The sequence below is a fragment of the Paenibacillus sp. KN14-4R genome (assembly GCF_052180255.1).
Classification (GTDB): domain Bacteria; phylum Bacillota; class Bacilli; order Paenibacillales; family NBRC-103111; genus Paenibacillus_AM.
The window spans coordinates 3019033-3038151 of the sequence record NZ_CP197466.1 but is presented as its reverse complement, the minus strand read 5'-3'; the positions used below and the strand labels follow the sequence as shown (position 1 = coordinate 3038151).

Annotated in this window: 16 protein-coding genes; 15 read left to right on the top strand and 1 reads right to left on the bottom strand. The window is 41.9% G+C overall.

What is annotated here, in order from left to right:
* Positions 1–139 precede the first annotated feature (139 nt).
* The 7 genes from ACSBOP_RS14855 to ACSBOP_RS14825 all read left to right on the top strand — a co-directional run bounded on the left by ACSBOP_RS14855 (position 140) and on the right by ACSBOP_RS14825 (position 6978).
* Positions 140–1066: an ROK family protein gene (locus ACSBOP_RS14855; RefSeq protein ID WP_442601307.1), complete on the top strand. Its 927-nt coding sequence runs from the start codon at positions 140–142 to the stop codon at positions 1064–1066.
* A gap of 29 nt (positions 1067–1095) precedes the next feature.
* Positions 1096–2082, top strand: a complete 987-nt coding sequence (locus tag ACSBOP_RS14850) for a type I phosphomannose isomerase catalytic subunit (protein WP_442601306.1) — start codon at positions 1096–1098, stop codon at positions 2080–2082.
* Between the two features lie 86 nt (positions 2083–2168).
* Complete coding sequence (locus tag ACSBOP_RS14845; protein WP_442601305.1) at positions 2169–3407, top strand: DUF4269 domain-containing protein; 1239 nt, start codon at positions 2169–2171, stop codon at positions 3405–3407.
* 21 nt (positions 3408–3428) lie between these two features.
* The gene (locus ACSBOP_RS14840; RefSeq protein WP_442601304.1) at positions 3429–4598 is read left to right on the top strand and encodes an acyl-CoA dehydrogenase family protein; all 1170 of its coding nucleotides are present in this window, start codon (positions 3429–3431) and stop codon (positions 4596–4598) included.
* Positions 4599–4769: 171 nt separating this feature from the next.
* Positions 4770–5537 carry an exonuclease domain-containing protein gene (locus tag ACSBOP_RS14835; RefSeq protein ID WP_442601303.1) on the top strand — a complete coding sequence of 256 codons (768 nt, stop codon included), beginning with the start codon at positions 4770–4772 and terminating at the stop codon, positions 5535–5537.
* A gap of 254 nt (positions 5538–5791) precedes the next feature.
* Entirely contained in the window at positions 5792–6832 is a 1041-nt protein-coding gene (gap, locus tag ACSBOP_RS14830) for a type I glyceraldehyde-3-phosphate dehydrogenase (RefSeq protein WP_442601302.1), read from the top strand.
* Positions 6808–6978 (top strand): GapA-binding peptide SR1P, encoded by a 171-nt coding sequence (locus ACSBOP_RS14825; RefSeq protein WP_442601301.1) that lies wholly within the window; start codon positions 6808–6810, stop codon positions 6976–6978. The genes gap and ACSBOP_RS14825 overlap by 25 nt, the downstream gene beginning before the upstream one ends.
* 48 nt (positions 6979–7026) lie before the next feature.
* On the opposite strand, the gene ACSBOP_RS14820 is transcribed toward ACSBOP_RS14825, so the two are convergent.
* Positions 7027–8067: a serine hydrolase domain-containing protein gene (locus tag ACSBOP_RS14820; protein ID WP_442601300.1), complete on the bottom strand. Its 1041-nt coding sequence runs from the start codon at positions 8065–8067 to the stop codon at positions 7027–7029.
* Between the two features lie 374 nt (positions 8068–8441).
* On the opposite strand from ACSBOP_RS14820, the gene ACSBOP_RS14815 reads away from it, so the two are divergent.
* The 8 genes from ACSBOP_RS14815 to ACSBOP_RS14780 all read left to right on the top strand — a co-directional run bounded on the left by ACSBOP_RS14815 (position 8442) and on the right by ACSBOP_RS14780 (position 19111).
* Positions 8442–10154, top strand: coding sequence for an amylo-alpha-1,6-glucosidase (locus tag ACSBOP_RS14815; protein WP_442601299.1), 1713 nt, complete (start codon positions 8442–8444; stop codon positions 10152–10154).
* Positions 10155–10247: 93 nt separating this feature from the next.
* Positions 10248–11978: a sensor histidine kinase gene (locus tag ACSBOP_RS14810; RefSeq protein WP_442601298.1), complete on the top strand. Its 1731-nt coding sequence runs from the start codon at positions 10248–10250 to the stop codon at positions 11976–11978.
* 3 nt (positions 11979–11981) lie between these two features.
* Positions 11982–13151 carry a response regulator transcription factor gene (locus ACSBOP_RS14805; RefSeq protein WP_442601297.1) on the top strand — a complete coding sequence of 390 codons (1170 nt, stop codon included), beginning with the start codon at positions 11982–11984 and terminating at the stop codon, positions 13149–13151.
* Between the two features lie 163 nt (positions 13152–13314).
* Positions 13315–14628: an ABC transporter substrate-binding protein gene (locus ACSBOP_RS14800; RefSeq protein WP_442601296.1), complete on the top strand. Its 1314-nt coding sequence runs from the start codon at positions 13315–13317 to the stop codon at positions 14626–14628.
* 28 nt (positions 14629–14656) lie between these two features.
* Positions 14657–15607, top strand: a complete 951-nt coding sequence (locus ACSBOP_RS14795; RefSeq protein WP_442601295.1) for a carbohydrate ABC transporter permease — start codon at positions 14657–14659, stop codon at positions 15605–15607.
* Positions 15608–15646: 39 nt separating this feature from the next.
* The gene (locus ACSBOP_RS14790; protein ID WP_442601294.1) at positions 15647–16456 is read left to right on the top strand and encodes a carbohydrate ABC transporter permease; all 810 of its coding nucleotides are present in this window, start codon (positions 15647–15649) and stop codon (positions 16454–16456) included.
* Positions 16457–16614: 158 nt separating this feature from the next.
* Positions 16615–18753: a HelD family protein gene (locus ACSBOP_RS14785; protein WP_442601293.1), complete on the top strand. Its 2139-nt coding sequence runs from the start codon at positions 16615–16617 to the stop codon at positions 18751–18753.
* 148 nt (positions 18754–18901) lie between these two features.
* Positions 18902–19111, top strand: coding sequence for a hypothetical protein (locus ACSBOP_RS14780; RefSeq protein WP_442601292.1), 210 nt, complete (start codon positions 18902–18904; stop codon positions 19109–19111).
* Positions 19112–19119 lie beyond the last annotated feature (8 nt).

The window sequence follows — 19119 nt, the reverse complement described above, 5'->3', positions numbered from 1 at the left end:
TATCATTGCCGTCAAACAATTTTTATAATTTTCTGAATATTAGATAATAGGGAAGTGATTAAGATGTGTTATGTTGTCTGCGTTTCAAGGTTTTTGGTATAAGGATGCAGAATATTATAAGGAACAGGAGGTTTGCATCATGAAATATGCAATTGGCATCGATATTGGTGGAACAAAGACGGCAATCGGACTTGTAAATGAAGAGGGAAGTGTGATTGCTAAAAAAGTAATACCAACGGATCTTACAATTCCTCCAGCGAGCATGATCGATCGTATGAGTGAGTGCGTGCATGATTTAATGAACCAATCTGAAATTTCCTATGATCAATACATCGGAATTGGGATTGGAGCACCGGGTCCGCTCGATACGAGTAAAGGAATGATAGCGTGCCCGCCGAATTTGCCGCAGTGGGTGAATATTCCGGTAGTGGAGCTATTCGAGGCGAAGTTCTCCCTTCCAATTCGAATGGAGAATGATGCGACCGCTGGTGCACTGGCGGAGAAATGGAAGGGTGCAGCCCAAGGGAACAACAACTTTGTATATCTAACCATCAGTACAGGAATTGGCGCAGGTATGTATCTGGATGGTAAGCTTGTAACGGGAGCAAGAGGCAATGCAGGCGATGTCGGTCATATGATGATTGATCCTTCTTATGGAACATGTATCTGTGGTCAAAAAGGTTGTTTTGAATATATTGCATCAGGGACAGGAATTGCACGCAGAGGCTCTGAGATTATGGGGGAAGATCTTTCGACTAAAGATATTTTCAAATTATATGAGGAAAAGCATCCTGTTATCATGGAATTCATTGATGCCATCTACACTTACATTGGAATGGGCTGCGTAAGCCTGATTAATATATGCGATCCAGAAAAAATTGTTATTGGCGGCGGTGTTTCTCAGGTGGGTGATTCCTTGTTCCAAGGGGTGCAGCAATATGTACAGCAATTTGCACTCAACCCTGCGGGTAGAATGACGGAAATTGTCCCTGCCTTTTTAAGCCAAGATGCTGGACTGATTGGTGCGGCAGCGCTCATTCTTACATCGCCAAGAAACTTCAATTAAGGTGATTTTTTAATATAAAGGATGTGTATATGATGGTATATCCAGTTAAATTTGCACCTCTTTCACACAAGCGAATTTGGGGTGGAAGTCAGTTGAAAGAGTGGTTTGGAGAAACAAGTGAAGAGAAGATTGGTGAGTATTGGGTATTATCGGGTCATCCGAGCAGTACGAGTACGGTTGTTAATGGTGAATTAACAGGAAAGTCGCTTGTTGAACTAACGGAGATGTACCCAGATGCCTACTTGGGACAATCACAGCAAAAGCGGTTTCCGCTTCTTATTAAATTTCTCGAGGCGTCTGATGACTTATCTGTGCAAATTCACCCAAGCGATGACTATGCTCAGATTCATGAAGGTGATTATGGTAAAACCGAAGCTTGGTATATTCTAGATGCGGATGAGGGCGCGAAGATCAACTATGGGCACTCGTTTACTGATCGGGCACATTATTTAGAGGCAATACGGGATGGCAAAGTACAAGATTATTTGAACTATAAACCCGTGAAGCAAGATCAGATTGTATTCGTACCTGCACAGACGATGCACGCTTTATTGGCAGGAACCGTACTCATTGAAATTCAGCAGACATCCGATGTGACCTACCGTGTGTATGATTGGAATCGAGTAGAAGCGGATGGCAAGCACCGCGAGCTGCATATTGAGAAGGCAGCAGATGTGATGCGTTATGGCGATGAGCAGCAAGAGGTTAATCTTGGGACGGATGATCGTCGTTATATGATTGTAGATAATGATCAGGTGACACATGAGCACTTGGTGACTTGCCCTTATTTTATAATTGAGAAAATGATCGTTCGAGATGGATTGCATACGTTACAGTTAGGTAAGGTAGGTAATCCGGATGTGCTAGTCGTTGCAGATGGTGCAGGAGAATTATCGGGTGAGGGATTTGAGCCTGTTTTACTTAAAAAAGGAGACACGGTACTTATTCCAAGTACGGTAGGTGCATACCAAGTATCCTCAACGTCTGAGCTTCGCTTGCTGCGGACTTATTATTAGAAGAGAGTCGCCTTTATGGCGGCTTTCTTATTATGGTTTGTGATATATTGGGATTATTATTCATTTCAGCAAAGGTGGAACTCATCATGTCTAACTTAACGCCACAAGCAATTGCATGTTTTCGAGAAGGAACGCCGAGGCAGCAGCAAATATATCCAATATTAACAAAGCTGCGTTTAGATCAAGTTTTAGAAACCTATGACCCCCATCTTGTAGGTACTATCCCGCTTGATATCGATATTCCGACAAGTGATATAGATGTTTTATGTGATGCACAAGATTTACAGCATTTCCGTAAGATAGTGGAAGAACATTATGCGACGTATGCGGATTTTAATATCGTGGAACAATCTGTGAATCAAATACCTACATTGGTTGCGAACTTTACTTGTGACGATGTTCCGATTGAAATATTCGCACAGGCTTGTCCTGTGAAGGAACAAAATGGCTATTTACATAAGGTCATTGAAGAGAGATTACTCACACTTGCTGGTGATAAGGCGAGGGAAGAGATTCGGCAGCTTAAGGTAAGTGGGATGAAAACAGAGCCTGCATTTGCTCACTATTTCCATTTATCTGGTGATCCGTACACGAGGTTACGAGAGCTTGTCCATGTAGAAGATGCTGAATTACAGATCATTATTGATTCGAAGATGGATGCGGGCATCTCAGCAAGTGAGGAGAAAGCAGCGATATTGACTCGTGCACACGAATATGTGCAAGATCAGCTTAAGCATGATGCGAGTGGTCATGATTGGTGGCATATTTATCGGGTCGTGCAAACAGCCAAGACGATTGCCAAACAGGAAAAAGCGAATGCATTTGTATGCGAATTAGCGGCGCTCATGCATGATCTAGCTGATGATAAAGTTATAGCCTCCGAAGAGGAAGGCTTGGCTAATATTAAGACGTGGTTGGTTAGCAATCGTGTGGATGCCAAATCAATTGAAGCTGTCCTAGAAATTATTACGACGATGTCGTTTAAAGGCGGTAATCGCCCCCCTATTCGCACGCTGGAAGGCAAAGTGGTGCAAGATGCAGACCGCTTAGATGCGATTGGCGCGATGGGTATTTCAAGGGTGTTCGCTTATTCAGGTGCAAAACAGCGGATCATTCATGATCCTGCTATCCGTCCAAGAGAGAACATGACAACAGCGGAATATCGCAGTGGAGAGGATACGGCAATTAATCATTTTTACGAAAAATTGTTGAAGCTCAAAGATTTAATGAATACCAATTATGGAAAACAAATGGCTGACGAACGTCATCGGTTCATGGAAAATTACTTAGAGCAATTTTATATGGAATGGGACGGACTGAAATAGGGCAGGGGGCTGGATGGGAAGATGAATGCTTGGAATGATCGATTTGTACGTACACAGCAGCAGCGTGACCGATATGATGCACTTGCACCTCTTGTAGAACGTTTTGCTCAGCGTGCAAAAGAAGTTGACGAACAGAATGGATTTTCTTTTGAAAATATTGCAGATTTAAAAGCAATCGGATATCCAGCTCTTACTGTACCAGAGCAATATGGTGGGGCAGGCATTTCCTTATATGAAATGGCGCTGATGCAGGAAAGACTTGCTCAAGGGGATGCTGCGACAGCACTAGGTATGGGCTGGCATATAGGCTGTGTGTATGATTTGGCTCATTCGCGAAAATGGGATGAAGCGGTCTTCGAGCGCGTTGCTCGTGATATTGCTGCAAATGGTTCACTGCTGAATCGAGCAGCAACAGAACCCATGACAGGAAGTCCAACCCGTGGTGGTAAGCCAGAGACTGCAGCAGTATCTACCGCTACAGGCTGGCGAATCAACGGTCGTAAGACGTTCACAACGTTGTCGCCTGTGTTAGATTATTTGGTCGTATCTGCAACACTAACGGAAACATCCGAAGTCGCTGAATTTCTCATTCCACGCGAAACAGCAGGTGTTCGAATCGATCTGACGTGGAACATGATGGGGATGCGTGGAACAGGTAGTCATGATCTGATCTTAGAACATGTAGAGCTGCCACCGGAAGCTCTGGTGAGAAAGCTTGCCTTGGGGGAAGGGAAGGCATCTCCTTACCATCTATTCATTCCTGCGACTTACCTAGGCATTGCACTTGCAGCTCGGAGGGAAGCATTGCTTTTCGCGGCGAATTATCAGCCGAATAGCCTGAAAGAACCGATTATTCATCTGCCTCACATTCGAGAACAAATTGGAAGAATCGATCTCGAATTGTCTGCTGCCAGGGCGTTTATGTACAGTGTGGCTGATCGTTGGGGTACTGAGCAATTTATAATACCGTCTGAACTTGCTGCGGTGAAGCATGTGGCAACCAACACAGCGATTACCGTTGTTGATCAAGCCATGCGTATTGTAGGGGCTCAAAGTTTATCGATGAATCATCCGCTGCAGCGGATGTATCGAGATGTGCGCTTTGGGCTGCATAATCCACCTATGGATGATAGCACAATAAGGATGTTGGGGGATTTCGCTGTGCAAGAGGTGCTTGAGCAGCAAAATTAAAGTTAGATTGTCGATATTATCCATAGAGACCCGATGTCGCTCATTCAAGGGCGGCGTTTTCTATTTCTAAAACAAGTGCCGTTACTTGAAAAAGTTAGGGTTTGTCTTGCTACACCTGATCGATTATGATCTAATAAGAAACTAGAGGAAGAGAAATAACGGAGGAAAGTAATGGACTATATTGTACTGGATATCGAATTTAACGGGCGGAAGTTTGCGAGCGATAAACCCATGGAAGTCATTGAGATTGGAGCGGTTCGTCTGAATGAACAGCTAGAGGAAATCGACACTTTTTCAGCGCTCATCAAACCCGTTTATTTTTCAAAATTAAATAGATTTATTCGAGAGAAGACGGGTATTGCACAAGAGGAAATCGATCAAGCACCTGGATTTATACCGGTCATTACAGAGTTTTTGATATGGCTGCAAAAAAGCGATAATTTCTTGCTTTTAACTTGGGGCAAAGAAGATGTGAAGCGTATCGTTTTTGATACACGGATGCATGAATTAGATGATTCATATTGGATGGCACTGCAAACTTACGATTTGCTAAAGGGTTATATTAAATATAAAAATCATACGAATGACATCAGTGTGGAGTCTGCCCTTCAAGAACTTGAGATTGAGACAGATGGCGTGACTCATCGGGCATTTGAGGATGCACGGAGTACGGCACTTATTTTCAAAGCCGTATTTCCAGCACTTGATTTAACCGCTGTAACACAATACATTGACACCTATACGAACTCGAAAGAGCGAAGAATGGTCAAAAATGCAATGAAAACGTTTCGTATGCAAGGCTTAGCCTTGGAATGGGATCAGCTCTATGAGAAAGTCATCAAGAACAAGATTAATCCGGAAGAGACGAAGAAACTTGAAGAACTACAGCAATATTTTGAATCGGAAAAAGAGAGCAGCTTGAGCATGGTGAAAAGTTGATAATTGCACCGTAACAAGATCTTGGCATCCACGAATATGAAAACGAGCAATGAACATCAAGTTCAAGAGCTCGTTTTTTTGTTTTTAAAAATATTTTATTAGAACTCTTTTTGCCTATTGTGATGTATTAAATAATCGTATATATTAAATAGTGTACAATAAATAACTATTATTATACATTAATCGAATCAATAGTGTACAATATAAGAAACGTCTATCGACGTCAACGATTGATTCAGGTGAGGAGGCAGTGTATGTTAAGGGGAATCGGTGTCAGCGGTATGGGGAGAATTGGCAGACTGCTGATCAGAAACATTTTTTCAACTAAAGTGCCAAAAGTAAATTTAAAGGTGATTAACTGCATATATCCGGTAGAGACGGTGGCGCATTTACTCAAGTATGATACTGTGCACGGAAGATGGAATGCAGATGTTTCGATAAAGGACGGCAATTTAATTATTAATGGTCATTCCATCATTGTAACTTATGAACGAGAACCTCATCGTATCCCATGGGAAAATATGGGTGTTCAAATTGTGATCGATGCAACAGGCAAATTCAATGAGCGCGAAGGTGCACAAAAGCATATCGATGCAGGTGCTTCCACCGTGATTGTAACTGCGCCGGGTAAGCAAATGGATCTTACTGTTGTAATGGGAGTAAATGAACATCTGTATGACCCGAGTAAACATACTTTTCTGTCTGCAGCATCGTGCACAACGAATTGTGTTGCACCGCTGCTCCATATTCTGGATCAACGTTTTCAAGTTCAAAGAGGCTGGATGACGACTGTACATTCTTTTACAGCGGATCAGAATCATTTGGATAATCCACACAAAGATTTACGTCGGGCCAGAGCTTGCACCCAGTCGATCGTGCCAACAAGCACAGGTGTAGGGAAAGCACTTGTAGATGTCATCCCGCACTTGGCTCCTGTTATTGAAGGAATTTCAGTACGTGTGCCGACACAAGACGTATCACTCGTTGATTTGACGGTTCAAGTTTCACAAGATGTGAATGTGGAAGAGGTAAGATCGGCATTCATCGATGCCGTTCAAGGGGATTTTTTCCCTTATGTGGAGTATTCGGATGAGCCGCTGGTATCGATGGATTTTGTAGGTTGCACGAAATCTGCAGTCGTGGATGGATTATCGCTCATGGCAGCAGGCAATCAAATTAAAGTACTGGCTTGGTATGACAATGAGTGGGCTTACGCTTGTAGGGTAATGGAACTCGCACAATTTGTTGAAGAGAGGATTGTGATGAATAGATGGGATGCAACGCTCGTTCGCTAGAATTAGGTGTGATTATGTGTAAACACTGTGGAACGATAATTGATACTGTCGATTGTAACCGAGTAAAAACTTTTTACAGCGATTGCATGCAAGAAGAGTGCGTCGTAGCACGTCTAGAGCAGGAAGATGAGCCTTTTTTAGAATAGAACAGGGCGAGTAGGAGGAAATCCTGCTCGCTTTTTTTGTTTTTTATTTTATAAACGGAATGAAAGAGAATCGAAAACTTCCCCAATAATCCCCTTTAATTGATGTACGCCTAAATCTGTATTTGTCATGATGATTGCACCCGATTCCAGATCAGGATACGCGACCATCATACATTGAAATCCAACGCCCCAACCAAGCGAAGAAATTTGAATATCCTGTTCGACCGTATTTAGGAATAGACCGAGTCCAGTCCATTCTTTGCAACCTTGAGGAGTCATCATTTCCTTAGCCATTCTTTGACTGAGGCCCCAGTTGTTTTTACCCTTTAGGGCGCTCATGAATGTTAGGACTAACTTGGCAATATCGGAAGGTGTTGTCCAAAGTCCTGCTGCTGCTGGAAAAGGATAGATTGGATATTTGCTACCTACGATATTTCCGTATTTATCATGTCCGCATGCGAAATGCTCGGATATCGCTTGTGGGATTGCTAGCAAATATGCACTGCTCTCCATATGTAAAGGATCAAAGACAAGTTCATGCATGACGACTTCAAAAGGTTTTTTGCAAACATCTTCAATCAGTTGTTGTATGATACAAAAACCAGCATCTGAATAATGAAACTCACTCCCTGGTTCATATTGGACTCGAATTGCTTCTGTGCAATAAACGGTTGTTCCCTGTAATAATTGTACTAATGTAGGGGTTCCTTGCGTGGAAGTAATTTCACCATAGCTACCTTCAGGATCGATGATACCTGCCTGATGACTTAATAAATGACGAAGGGTGACACGCGTAGATTGCATGAATGGATGGTCAGGAATTTTCCAAGAAACAAGTTTCTGATTCACATCCTCGTCTAAGTCCAAGATACCAAGTTCGACTAAATGCATGACTAACATGGAAGTCACAAATTTACTCATGGAACATGCATTGAAAATGGAATGAGGGCTTACTTTAATAGGTGTTCCTGCTTCGAGATTACCCCAGCCTTCCGTTACACATATTTGACCGTGATCAATGAGTACAATACTTAGACCCGTTACGTTATGGTGTGCCATGCGATCAACGATATTTAGATTCATTTTCATACTTCCAATATTTCCTCCTGATCGATCTAAGTGCAGACTATTCACATATTTTAGAACATTTGTTCTCCTATTTCAATGTTTTTTAATATGGCAAGATATTTGCATATGAAAAGATGCGGGCTTAGATTCAACATTTCCGATTCATTTAGGAGGTGCAGCGAGGGAACTACAGATCACCGTAACAGCACATTGTTGAACAAAAAGACACTTTTTATCGGACAAAAGTGCAACTTTCTAATGTTTCATACAGTTATATAATAAATTAGATAGTTCTGACACACTTCGTCTAACATTATGGCGTGTTTTTATCAAGGGATTCTCTTTACAATACATTGTAAACGCATTCATAATACTTGAAAAATAAGGAGAATCTTATGAACTTTGATTTGAAAAGAGTACCTTTCAGCCGTTATGGTTCCTATTTTGTCATTTCCCATTTAAAAGAGTTTGATAAATACATGGAAGGCTGCTATTTACGGATTGTACGTGGCGGAGATAACGATATTGGTGCCGTGTTCCGGATTGCATTAACGAAAGATGGACAGGAAATACCTTTTACTTATGATGCGACACCCACTGAACTTGCACTCGTGACGGAACATGGAAAAGTGAGATGGTGTATCGCTGAGCCTGATCGAGTTCATGTTCAAGCAAGTGGAGTCGGACTGAAATTTTATTATGAGTCAGGTGCCTATGATTATGCCATTTCGATGCATGATGATCACAAGCGGTGCTGGGAAGTGAATAGTTTTAGTCGGGATACACGGTTTAAGCTTGCGCCAATTACAGGTGATATTGAGGTTGATTCACAGTGGCTGGGGCTGCATTCTAAGCATATTACGCTCCAGTGTCTACCCGATCCTACAACGGATGATCTCGAATTTTCAATTGAAGAGTACCGGGCTGTACCGAAGAAACGTGACGGGTATCCAAGCTATGAGCAAAGTTTGGCAGGTGTGAAGGCACACTATGACGAGTGGGTTGCACGTACGCTCTCAGCACCAGAACCCTATGAACAAGCTCGGGAGCTTGCAGCTTATATCACATGGTCCTGTGTCGTACGAGCAGATGGATATTTGCCTCGTGATGCGATGTACATGTCAAAGAATTGGATGACGAACATCTGGAGTTGGGATCATTGTTTTAATGCAATGGCACTTATACAAACAGCTCCTGAACTTGCATGGGATCAATTTATGATTTTCTTTGATCGGCAGGATGAGAGTGGGATGCTGCCTGATTTTATGAATGATAAAACGGCTCTATGGAATTGCTGCAAACCGCCTATCCATGGCTGGACACTGAAATGGATGATGGATCGAACTTCATTCCTTACCGATAAACAGTATAGAGAAGTTTATAAGCCGCTCGCTGCATGGACGAAATGGTGGTTGAATCATCGGGATGATGATCGAGATGGCGTTCCTCAATATAACCATGGCAATGATTGCGGTTGGGATAACAGCACAGTATTCCTAACATCAATACCAGTAGAGAGTCCAGACTTATGTGCCTTCCTTATTTTGCAGATGGATGTTCTAGCTAGTCTTGCCCATATACTTGAAAAAGAAGATGAAGCACGCCAATGGCGAGCTGAGGCAGATCATTTGTTACAACGCATGTTGGATCACTTTTGGGATGGTGAGAAATTTACGGCCATGCAGTCTGGGACACATGCAGCATCTATAGGGGACAGTCTATTATTGTTCATGCCTATTGTTCTGGGAGAGCGTTTACCCGAGGACGTTAGAAATCACTTAATTGAGGGTTTAAAGCAAAGTGGAAGATTCTTAACTGAAAATGGACTTGCGACAGAAAGTGTTAGCAGTCCGTATTATTCCAGTGATGGATACTGGCGTGGCCCAATTTGGGCGCCATCAAGCATGCTGCTCATTGATGGCCTAACGAGATCAGGTGAGCTGGAGTTCGCTCAGAATCTGGCAGCGAAGTTCTGCGGTATGGCAGCTAGAAGCGGTATGGCAGAAAATTACGATGCTATAACGGGAGAAGGGTTACGTGATCCCGCATTTACTTGGACTTCCAGTGTTTTCCTTATTCTTGCGAATGAATGGGTACAGTCCAAATAATCAATAAAAGGATCGAGCGGCTTTGGCAATATTGTCCGAAGTTCCGATCCTTTTGTCATACTAGAAATCAGACAAAGTGAGAGTTGATGATCTATGCGTCTACATCGAATGTTTACATTTCCAACTTTTGTTCGTAAAAGCTTGCAATTCAAGCTTATGCTGCTCATCCTCCTTGTTGTGACGATTCCACTTATGGGTCTAGGTTATTTTCTATTTAACCAATCGTCACGAACGATTAATGAGCAGTTCGGTAAATACGGGGAGAATTCCGTGTATCAGCTACAATTTCAAATTGATTCGATCGTTGGGCGGATGAAGTATACAGTAGATGATCTTCTGTCGTATTTACTTGATCCAACTTTCACGGTACTTAGCGAGGAAATACCACAAACGTATAAGGGTTTCCAAGATGAGCAAAAGCTGGAGCAATTCATTAAAGCGCATAAGACACTCGAGACCAAAGGTATCTACATCATTACAAAGTCTGGTTACTATTACGGAGATCGGAACATTATGACCGATAAATTACTAGAAGAACCGTGGTATGTAGACCCGAAGGAGCAGTCGGACCGTTATCCCTTGCGGATCTACGAGCCCATGCATTACACGAACAACTCTACTGTACCTGGGGAAAAGGTCATTGGGCTGCTGTTCAATATTCAGAATCAAACCGGAGTCCTTGAAAATGCACGCATTTTAATTGAGATTAATGCAGATAAGCTGCTGGATTTATTTCATGAATTTGAAATGGACACGGGTGCTTATTTACGAATCACAGATCAAAGCCGAGTTCGGTACGAGACTGATAAGTATAAAATGCAGTCGACAGGTATGGATACAAGCTATGTTCCGCATCCCAATGATGTTGTATGGCAGAATCACTCCGATGAAACAGACTGGACGATTGAGGTAAGGATTCCTCATCAACATTTTTATAAATCGCTAAATGGCATTCGTACGTTTACGTTAATGGCGGTGGGTATTTCGTTTCTCTTCGCGATTATTTTGGCCTATTTTATTTCTTCTAGTTTTATACGACGGTTTAAGCGTATGAAAGAGTCTATTCATTTGGTCAGTATCGGAAAGCTGGATACACAAATTAAAGTGGATTCGGAGGATGAGATTGGTCGATTAGCCCAAAGTTTTAATGGAATGGTGTATCAGCTTCAAGGACTTATTCATGAAGTCAAACAGGTGGAACAGAAGAAGAAGGAAGCAGAGCTTCGCGCTTATCATTATCAGATTAATCCCCATTTACTGATTAATACATTAACTTCTATCCAATGGAAAGCAAGACTCCAAGGCGCGCAAGACGTGAATCGGATGATTCACCATCTGACGATGGTGCTGGATGAGAATTTGAACTTTACGAGAGAAGTTGTGACGCTGGAGAAAGAACTTGGTGTTATTGATCATTTTTTAAAAATTCAGGAAATTAGATATGGGCACGTCTTTACCTATAGCATTGATGCCGATGAAGTCAATATTGAACAGGTGAATATTCCACGAATGACGCTGCAACCATTAATTGAAAATATATTTTTCCATGGTTTTGAAGATGGACAGGGGAACATTCAACTGCGGATAGAGAAGGACAGGGGAGATGTTCTGATTTTACTTATGGATAATGGAAAAGGAATGGACGAATCGAAGCTTAGTAAATTACTCGAGCCTTCCGAGTCATCAAAGCAGAAAAGACGAATTGGCATGTTTAATGTGGATCAACGAATCAAATTGCATTTTGGTACAGAGTATGGATTATTTGTCACGTCTACAGTTGGCGTTGGCACCACGATTACCATTCGATTACCTGGAAGGGGTTAGAATATGAATAACAGCCCAATTAAAGTGTTGCTTGCTGATGATGAGGTGATCATTCGTAGAGGTTTGATCAGCACGGTGCAATGGCATAAATACAATATGCAGGTCGTTGCAGACGTACCCAATGGCAAAAAAGGTTGGGATGCGTTCTTAGAGCATCGCCCTGATGTGATTATTACGGATATTGTAATGCCTGAGATGAATGGCATTGAACTCGCCCAAAAAGTAAAAGCGCACACACCTAACACAAAAATTTTACTGCTTAGTTGTCATCGTGATTTTGAATACGCCCAGCAAGGAATTAAGCTCGGTGCATCCGGCTATTTACTTAAAACCTCTTTCGATGACAATGAATTGGAGCAGTATTTAGAACTGTTCCAAAAGGAATTACGTCGGGAATCGCCACAATTAGAACCTTACATACCGATGCAGGAGACACACGGGATGTTCGTAGAGTGGCTTTATGGGGTGAATAATTATTTCCTGGGAAAAATGGAGATGCTGCTTCAGAAAAGTTGGGCTTGGATCAATGAGCCCAATTATGTGTATCTGATCACGGGAGGAAGTCATTCGGATATACAGAGCATTCGTGCAGAAATTCAGGGGCAGCTTCATGCTGCGAATGAAGCTGAGCTAATACCTATTCGGGACAATATTTTACTATTTATGTGCAGTGAAGCAGGATGTCGAGACTGGAATTATCGATTATCGAAGTGGAGAGGCACTTATCCGGGACTTCAATGGTCGAAATCAGAAGTGATTAAGGGTAAAGAGCAATGGATTGAAGCCGTAAAGAAACTATACGAACAGTATCACTTCGAGAAGAAATACAAAATTAATCGTTGTGATTGGCCAGAGCCCATTGTTCAAGCTGTCCAGATTATGATCAGACAAGTGGATACACAGCTGTCTGTATCTGATGTTGCTCAGCAAGTGGGCCTGAGCCGCAGCCATTTCAGCACCTTATTCAAAAAAATCGTAGGTGAAAGCTTTGTTTCTTTCATGTACCAAATTAAATTAAACATTGTATGTGAGCTGCTAACTAGCAGCAAGCTGAACATTCAAGATATATCTGATAAAGTGGGCATGCCTGATGTCAAATATTTTAGCAAATGGTTTAAACGTTGTACGTTTGAAACACCGAGCCAATATCGCAGTAAACATCGAATCAGCTAATATGACATATTGAACCAAACATTTATCCACCTATTTATTGAGGGATTGTAAATTCGTCTGATATCACACAAAAATACAAACAATAATCCGTTTTGAACACACTTTAGATTTAATACAATGAAGGCGAAACATTATGAAAACGCTTTATTATAGGGGGATGAATATGAAAAAACGTTTGATAATGGCGGTCTCACTGCTAAGTATGGTAGCAGTTGTTGGAGCAGGCTGTAACAGCAAGGCAACTGATGGTAAGGCTGATGCAACGAAGGCACCAAGTGATAATAAAGCAGCGGCAACTTCAACACCAGATGCAGGCAAGAAAGGTGGAAAAGTCACACTTCGTTTTGCAACATGGGACTCCAGCGACTTGCTCAGCATTCAACAGACAATTGCCAAAAACTTCGAGGCCCTCCATCCAGATATTAAAGTTCAAGTAGAGGCATACTCCGATGGATTTGACCAGAAGCTAGCTGCATCCATTGGTGCGAATGACGCGCCAGACGTGATGTACATGTGGGATTTTCCAACGTATTACAAAAATTTAGAGCCGCTTGATGAATTGATTAAAACAGATGAGTCATTAAAAGTAGATGATTTCTACCCGGGATTATTCAATTACGTCAAAATTGAAGGTAAAACGTATGGGATGCCAGCAGGCTTTACAACACGTGTCATGTATTACAACAAGAAATTGTTTGATGCAGCTAACGTGCCATATCCAAAAGAAGGTTGGACATGGGATGAGTTTAAAGAAACAGCGAAAAAGCTAACAAACCCATCTAAGAAACAATTCGGCTTCGGAGTTCGCGCTGAGAATGATCCTTATGATCTACAAGGCTTCGTATGGAGTAATGGAGGCAGCTTCGTAAGTCCAGACGGCAAAACAATCGAAGGCTTTATGAATGGAAAAGAAACCATAGATGTAATTCAAATGTTCGGTGATCTGGTAAAGGAAAAGACAGCTACGATCGCTGGTGGTAAAAACCAACAGTCTGGTGACGACATTTTTAAAGCAAATCGGATGGCGATGTGGGAAAGTGGAATTTGGCCGTTGAATGGCTTTAAAGAGGCAAAAATCGATGTAGGTACGGTTGTTATGCCAGCATTCCCTGGCAAGCCGCTTAAAGGCGTTGTTTCTGAATCCGCTGTATCGATGTACAAGAACAGCAAGCACAAGAAAGAAGCGTGGGAATTTATTAAATACTACGCTTCCAGCGATGCGATTAAATTGCGTAAATCAGACTTGCCAGTACGTAAAAGTGTTGTAGCTGAACTCAAGTATGACCAAGATCCTCAGTACCAACCGTTCTTCAAAATGATTGAGAAAAGTGATAACACACCTGCGTTCTTGCTCCAACCTAAATGGAACGAGATTAACCGAGGTTTAACTTCAGCGATCGATGCCGTCATGCAAGGACAGAACGCAAAAAGTTCGTTCGATACGGCTGTGAAGGATTCCATGAAGTTTTTGAAATAAAATTCGAAATGAAGTGGGAATGATGAATATGCCGTTAGCAGCAGCACAAATAAAAAAAGAGCTTCCTTTAGCAAAAAAATTAAAAAGGGGTAGGCAAAAGCCCTACCTCTTCATCCTACCTTGGATTTTGGGGTTTGTATTTTTCACATTAGGTCCAATGCTTTATTCCTTAGTCATCAGTTTATTTGATTATCCAATCGTTGGGGACAGCAAGTTTATCGGTTTTGATAACTATATCAATATGTTCACCGATGATCCGTTGTTCTGGAAATCACTTTGGGTAACTGTAAAGTTTGCGATTTATTTTGTACCGTTGAATTTAATTATTTCATTGTTACTAGCCGTACTACTCAATTTGAAAGTGAAGGGAAGCGGGATTTTCCGTACGATTTTCTACTTGCCTTCGGTGATCTCAGGCGTAGCGCTCGCGATGATCTGGGCTTGGGTATACAGTGGGGACTTTGGGATTCTCAATTATATATTATCACTCTTTGGCATTGAAGGCCCGGATTGGCTGAGGGAATCGGGTTGGTCAATGACAGCAATGGTCGGGGCCAGTCTATGGGGACAAGGATCGATGATGCTGATTTTCTTGGCGGGACTTAAAGCAATTCCGAAAGATTTGTATGAGTCCTCCTCACTTGATGGAGCAGGTAAGATTAAACAATTTTTCAAAATTACACTGCCGATGCTCAGCCCAACGATCCTCTTCAACGTTATCACTTCGATTATTAGTGCCTTCCAGCAGCTGACGTTAGCACTGACACTAACCGGTGGGGGACCTATGAATGAGACGCACTTTTACGCGATGTATGTTTACGAGAATGCGTTCAAATATTTCCACCTCGGCTATTCGGCTGCGAATGCTTGGTTTATGTTTTTAATCGTGTTGGTATTAACAATGGCTGTGTTTAAATCGACCAGCATGTGGGTTTATTATGAAGGCGAACTGAAGAAGAATAAATCCGCAAAAGGCTAATCGAAGAGTAAAATTTGTTTTATTGGCGGGGTGTGGGCAGTGCAGAAAGTCTTATCGTATGGTTTATTAATCCTTTTCTCTATTTTATTTTTATTGCCATTTTATTGGCTGCTTACAACGGCGATTAAGTCGCCAGAAGAGTTATACATGTTTCCGCCGAAGTGGTTTCCATCTGAGTTTCATTTCGAGAATTTTGTGGAGGCATGGACGGTCCAGCCGTTTAACGTGTACTTGAAAAATTCACTTTTGGTTACAATTCTTTGTAATATTGGTTCACTTATTTCTTCTGCTCTTGTTGCATATGGGTTTGCTCGTTTTCAATTTAAAGGTAGAGAGATCTTGTTTTTAGTCGTACTGGCAACCATGATGATTCCTTGGGATGTAACGATGATTCCGCTTTATGTAGAGTTTAATTTCCTAGGTTGGATCAATACACTCAAACCGTTAATTGTTCCTGCTTGGTTCGGTTCGGCGTTCTACATCTTCTTACTTCGACAATTTATTTTGACCATTCCGCGTGAATTGGATGAAGCAGCTCGGATGGATGGAGCAGGTGACTTAAAGATCTTTGTAAGGGTTATTGTACCGTTATTGATGCCGGGATTAGTGCTTGTGAGTGTGTTTAACATGTTAGGAACATGGAACGATTATCTGGGTCCACTCGTCTTCTTAAATGACGCTAGTCAGTACACATTGACGCTGGGACTTGCTCAGTTTAAAGGGATTCGTGGAGTTGAGATGCATTCACTTATGGCCATTACAGCGATTATTTGTATACCGCCGCTTGCTGTATTCTTTTTTGCACAAAAATATATAGTGGAAGAAATTGCACATACGGCAATTAAATAAGAGGTTAGTAGGAAAGGAGCTCATCTTTTCTGGTCTTGATGATTCAGGACTGGAGAAGAAGCTTCTTTTTTCTTGCTTTTTGAAGCTGGATATGATATATTTCTTACTCTTTTAGACAAAAAACAATCAGAAAATTCATTCTTAGGAGGTAACTGAAAGTGAATGACACGTTTCATAGTGCCTATCAAGAAGAGCTCCAGCGGCTGGAGGCAACGCGGCTGGAAATCGAAAGCCAGATCAAATGGCTAAAAAGTATTCCGGTATATACCGGGGATGACTTTACCGAGCAGGTTTTGGAAGATAGCCGCGGGGTGCGCAGGCAGCGATTGGCAAAGGCAGCAGAGGAACCATACTTTGGACGTATGGACTTCCAATCCAACAAGGACTCCAATATCTCACAGCTGTACATCGGTAAAGTGGGTGTGAATCACAGTGAACAACATAATAACAAGGAAACACCGCTTGTTATCGATTGGCGTGCACCGATCTCTAGTCTGTTCTATTCCTTTACAGGAGGAGAAGGGCCAGCAGAGTATGAAGCACCAGAAGGAATGATTGAAGGGCTCGTCTATTTAAAACGAAATTTGGTCGTTCGTAAGCAGATTTTACAGCGTGTCGTTGATACGTATAATCGTGAGAGTGATCAACCATCGGTAAATGACGAATTTTTGTTATACCGACTTGGTGAAAATAAAGACAATCGCTTGCGTGACATTGTATCTACCATTCAAGCAGAGCAAGATTCCATTATTCGTTCTGCAAAAAACACAGCCTTAATCATTCAAGGTGTAGCCGGAAGTGGTAAGACGACAGTCGCGCTGCATCGACTTGCGTATTTGCTTTATCAATATCAAGAGCAGATTCGCGCAGAGAAAATGATTATTTTTGCACCAAACCATATGTTCTTGAATTATATTTCGGAAGTACTTCCTGAGCTGGGTGTCGGTAATATTCAGCAGGGGACATTCCCAGACTGGGCAATGAACTTGCTTGATCTTGAAGCAACATTAGCGCCATCTACATCTTTGTTGTCTTATTGGTTCGGCTCACTTGATAAGCGTCCTGAACTTCACAATGATGTATCTGGTAGATATAAAGGCTCGACACGATTTATGCATCTCATTGACCATTGCATCAGGCGTCTGGAGGAGAACTCCGTACCACAAACTGATTTCTCCCCATGGGAAGGCGCTGATCTACCTTACGAGACGATTCGTGTATGGTTTGATGAAGAATACAAGCATTATGCGCTTGCAAAGCGTAAGGATCGTGTGATGGCTAGAATCAATCGGTGGGTTGAAATGGAGCTGAAGAAGATCTATTCGGCTGCACAGCTCAAGGAGAATAAGAAAAAAGCCGCTCAGCGCATGAAGTCATATGCGAATAAATGGCCTAATTTCGATGCGTTGATGGTATATAAAACCATCTTCCAAGCGGAGATGAAGATGGAATTTCCCCAAGAATTTATATGTGAGATTCCATTGCAGGTTACGACAGAAACCCGCAAATATTTGAAAAAGAATCAAGTGATGAACGAAGATTTAGCTGCATTGTTGTATATTCATGTGCAATTGCATGATATTGCGGGTGAATCTCAATTCGATCATATCGTTATTGATGAAGCACAAGACTTCTCACCGCTTCAGATAGCGGTATTGGATCGGTTTGTTCGTAATCACTCTTTTACAATATTAGGTGATCTATCGCAAGGGATCCATGCTTACCAGGGAATCCAGGACTGGAGTGAGATGCAATCGTTGTTTCAGCCGGAGCAAACGGCATACTTTGCACTTACACGCAGTTACCGATCTACGACTGAAATTATTGAATTTGCTAATGATATTCTCGTACGCGGCGTAAAGACGGATTTACTCGCAGTTCCTGTATTCCGCAGTGGTCAACCCGTTCGTGTACGGCCTTATATAAAAGAGGAACAATTCGAGCTGCTCTCGGATGCATTGAAAGAATTCAAAGCACGTGAGTTTAACACGACTGCTCTTTTAACACGTACACTAGAAGAAGCTACTGAGCTTTATAGAGAATTAAAGGAAAAAGGGCTGGATATCCATCTCATTGATGGAAGCCAGAGCAAATATGAGGGCGGTGTATCTGTACTTCCTGTCTATTTGTCAAAAGGACTCGAGTTTGATGCTGTAATTTTAATGGACGTAGATGAGCACCATTATGCTTCAAGTATGATGGATGCTAAGTTGTTGTATGTAGGTTGTACCCGTGCATTGCATGAATTATGGGTACTATATGAGGGGAAGTTGACTTCGCTCGTAACCCCACAATAAAAAAGATGATCGCACTCCCCCACAAAATCGAGGGAGATGCGATCATTTTGTCTTTTATGATTAGTCGGAGTAATAGTGTTGAAACATATGATAAAATAATACGTATTAAAGTCTTATAAACGGTTACATCAAAAAGGAGGCTATTCATATGGGCACTCAGGTTATGGTCTATGAAAAACTTAAAAATGGAGAACTTTCATGCATAGATGAACGCACTTGGAGTACAGAACTATTGGGCTTGTTAAATTACACGAACTATCTCACCATAAATGAGCAAGAGTATGAAATGATTGAAGGTCGGATTAATGTAGACAAGGAAGTAATGGAATTACTGGTTGTATCCGCACAAAGACCGTGAAAGGGATG